General features: G+C 72.9%; 5 protein-coding genes. 1 reads left to right on the top strand and 4 read right to left on the bottom strand.

The genetic code is table 11. From position 1 onward, the window contains the following. Positions 1–94 precede the first annotated feature (94 nt). Together CNO22_RS26370 and CNO22_RS26365 are read right to left on the bottom strand one after the other, a co-directional pair. Complete coding sequence (locus CNO22_RS26370; protein ID WP_100502198.1) at positions 95–403, bottom strand: hypothetical protein; 309 nt, start codon at positions 401–403, stop codon at positions 95–97. 77 nt (positions 404–480) lie between these two features. Further along, positions 481–1,065: a hemerythrin domain-containing protein gene (locus tag CNO22_RS26365; protein ID WP_157937149.1), complete on the bottom strand. Its 585-nt coding sequence runs from the start codon at positions 1,063–1,065 to the stop codon at positions 481–483. Between the two features lie 128 nt (positions 1,066–1,193). Between CNO22_RS26365 and CNO22_RS26360 the strand changes: the two genes are divergently transcribed. Beyond that, entirely contained in the window at positions 1,194–1,454 is a 261-nt protein-coding gene (locus tag CNO22_RS26360; RefSeq protein ID WP_100502196.1) for a hypothetical protein, read from the top strand. A gap of 27 nt (positions 1,455–1,481) precedes the next feature. Here CNO22_RS26360 and CNO22_RS26355 read toward each other — a convergent pair whose 3' ends face one another. Beyond that, the gene (locus CNO22_RS26355) at positions 1,482–2,669 is read right to left on the bottom strand and encodes an acyl-CoA dehydrogenase family protein (protein WP_100502195.1); all 1,188 of its coding nucleotides are present in this window, start codon (positions 2,667–2,669) and stop codon (positions 1,482–1,484) included. Between the two features lie 173 nt (positions 2,670–2,842). After that, positions 2,843–3,230 (bottom strand): HNH endonuclease signature motif containing protein (locus tag CNO22_RS26350; protein ID WP_198588627.1); only part of this gene is annotated, 388 nt, incomplete at its 5' end.

Raw genomic sequence — 3,230 nt, 5'->3', positions numbered from 1 at the left:
CATGCTGAGGCTGGGAAGTGCCCTGCACGACCCAAATCGTTCTCGCGCTCCCCGCTCGCACCGGGCAGACACGCCGAGGTTGTTCAGCAGGCTCCTAGTCGGTCGTCGGCGGCAGCAGCCGCGGCATGAACACCTCGTCGATCGGGCGCGGGCCGACGTACTGCCGGCAGGTGCACGGCACCCACTGGTGCCCCGACCAGCGGCCCCGCTTGTCGTAGGTGTCACGCCGCAGCTCGGCGTAGCAGGTGTTGGTCTCGGTGTCGTGCTGGCTCAGCGTGTGGCCGCACCCGCACAGCGGCGCAGGCGGCGCCGGCGGGGGAGTGGGACGACGGCGGCTCAACCGGCCGCCGAGGAAACCGGCCGCGAGCAGCGCCGCGCCGACCAGCAGGCTGACAGGTTCCACCGACGTGCTCCTCACCGATCGCGACCCCTCGACGGTAGCGCGCGCGGGGAGCCGCCGGTGGGCGCCGGCCGGTGCGCTCAGCCCTTGCGCTTGCCCCGACCGCTGACCGCGTCGCGGAGGTGGTCGATGAGACTGGCGACCGGACCGGCGACGGTGCGGACCACGCCCTCGTTCGGCGTCATCGGGTGCGGCCGGGTGGGCGCCATCGCCTTGACCCGCTCGACGTCGCGGGCCATCTCCACCAGCTGCTCGCGGCTGAAGGCCGCCCGCAGCTCGGTGAACATCCGGCTCTCCTCGTGCTCGACGTGGTGTCGGATCTCGCGGATCAGCGTGGCCACCTCGGTGTCGAACTGCGGGTCGTCGGGGTCCATCCGCTCGAGCCGCTTCATGGTCTCCTCGGCCTCGGCGTGCTCGTGCTTGGAGTGCTCGGCCTCCTCGCGGTCGACCTGCTGCTCGACCTTCGGGTAGACCCGGGTCTCCTCGGCGACGGAGTGCTTGACGAGGCCGATCGTCACCTCGTCGACCAGTTCGCGCTTGCGGCGCAGGACGTCGGGGCCGCTCTGCCCGAACAGGCCCTCGAGCTCGGTGAAGAGGCGGTCGAACTCGCGGTGGTCGGCGCTGAGCAGGTCCACCACGTCGCGCTGGCTGTCGGTCTGGGTCACGGCTCGCTCCTCGGGTGCGGGGACGCTCCGGGAGTTCCCCGCGGCGGGGATGCGCACACGCTCCCGCGTCGCCCGTCCGGCCGGGCAGGGCGGGTTTTCCGGGATGTGACGCGGGGCACAAGCAGAACGTGCAGTCCTACGCAGTGGGGTTCGCCCGGCCGGACCGCTGGTCCCCGGGTCGGCCGATCGAGCAGAGCACACCGTGGCACGCCGTCGAGGCCCACCGGCCGCCGAGCGAGCTGGACGGCGAGGTGGAGCTCGCCGTCTGCGGGGCGATCGTGCAGGTGTGGGGCTCGCAGGACTGGCAGCGGGTCGGCGCCGGCCGGACCGCGTGCCCGGAGTGCCGGGAGCTGACGTCGGCGACGCGGCCGCTCAGCCGGGTCGGCTGAGCAGCCGGCGCCTCCCGCCCGTCCGGGTCAACGGCGCTCGGGCCGCCGTCCGCTGATCGCCGAGAGGCCGGTGATCTCGCGGCCCACGATGAGCGCCTGTACCGAGTCGGTGCCCTCGAACGTGAAGACGGCCTCCATGTCGGCGTGGTGGCGGGCCACGTGGTGGTCGATGAGGATCCCGTCGCCGCCGAGGATGTCGCGGGCGTCGGCGACGATGGCCCGGGCCTTGGCGGCGTGGTTCATCTTGGCCAGCGAGGCCATCGCCGCGGTCATCCGGCCGGCGTCGGCCAGCTTGGACAGCCGCCAGCACATCAGCTGCATCGCGGTGATCTCGGCGAGCATCCGGGCCAGCTTGTCCTGCACCAGCTGGTAGCCGGCGATCGGCTGGCCGAACTGCTCGCGGCGCAGCGCGTGCGCCAGGGCCAGCTCGTAGGAGGCGGTGGCCAGCCCGAGCGCCCGCCAGGCGACGGTGTAGCGGGTGCGGTCGAGCACCAGCGAGACGTCCTTGAAGCTGTGGCAGTTGGCCAGCTTGTTCTCCGCCGGCACCCGGACGTCGGTCAGCGTGATCTCCGCCTGCCAGACCGCGCGCAGCGCCGTCTTGCCGGTCATCACGCGGGCCTCGTAGCCCGGCGTCCCCTTGTCGACGACGTAGCCGCCGACCGCGCCGTCCTCACCGCGGGCCCAGATGAGCACGTGGTCGGCGATGCTGCCGTTGCCGATCCACTTCTTCTGCCCGTCGAGCACGTAGGAGTCGCCGTCGCGGCGGGCCGAGGTCTCCAGGCCGACGGCGTCCGAGCCGTGGGCGGGCTCGGTGAGGCCGAAGGCGCCGATCCGTTCCATGCGTGCCATCGCGGGCAGCCAGCGCTCACGCTGCTCCTCGTCGCCGAGCAGCGCGATCGACTGCATGGCCAGGAAGCTGTGCACGCCGTTGAAGGTGCCGACGCTGCCGTCGGCCCGGGCGAGCTCCGCGGCGACCAGCCCGGCGGAGACGTTGCTCATGCCCGGGCAGCCGTAGCCCTCGATGGTGCCGCCGGCGATGCCCAGCTCGGCGAGCTTGGGCACCAGCTCGAAGGGGAACTCGGCGCGTTCCCAGTAGTCGTTGATCCGCGGGGTGACCTCCTTCTCGCAGAACGCGCGCACGCGGTCGCGGATCTCGATCTCCTCCGGCTCGAGGAGTTCCTCCAGGTCGTAGAAGTCCGGACTCGACTCGCTCATGGCATGGACGCTACGACCGGCCCGCCGCCGCCGCCCGGTCGCGACGGAGCCCGGGTGTCCACGCCCGTTCGGCCGCACGACCCGCGGTCGTGCGGCTGGACGGGCGTCGTCCATCAGGCAGGCAGCGGCCTCAGGCGCGGTGGTATCGGGCGCGGCGGTCTCGAGCGGCGACCTCAGGCGGCGGTGGCCAGTGGCGGGCCGGTGCGGCCCGGCCCGGTGAGGATCTCGGTGCCATCAGGGCGCCAGCTGCGCCATCGCCCGTCGGGTTGTCGCTCGACCCGGAAGCCGTGGTGCACCTTGGTGTGGTGCCGTTCGCACAGCAGGGCGGCGTTGTCCAGGTTCGTCTCGCCGCCGTCGATCCAGGCCAGCAGATGGTGCACGTCGCACCACCAGGTCGGGGCGGCGCAGCCGGTGAACACGCAGCCGCCGTCGCGGACCTCGGCCGCGCGCCGGACGTGCGGCGGGAACAGGCGCACGGTGCGGCCGTGGTCCAGCGGCATCCCGTCGGGGCCCATGACGATGCGGCTGACCTGCCCGTCGCAGGCCAGCCACCGCGCGCGG

Origin of the sequence: Geodermatophilus chilensis (genome assembly GCF_002802985.1) — a bacterium.
GTDB lineage: Bacteria > Actinomycetota > Actinomycetes > Mycobacteriales > Geodermatophilaceae > Geodermatophilus > Geodermatophilus chilensis.
Note: the sequence above shows the minus strand (reverse complement) of the source record. Positions and strands in the feature narration are given on the sequence as shown.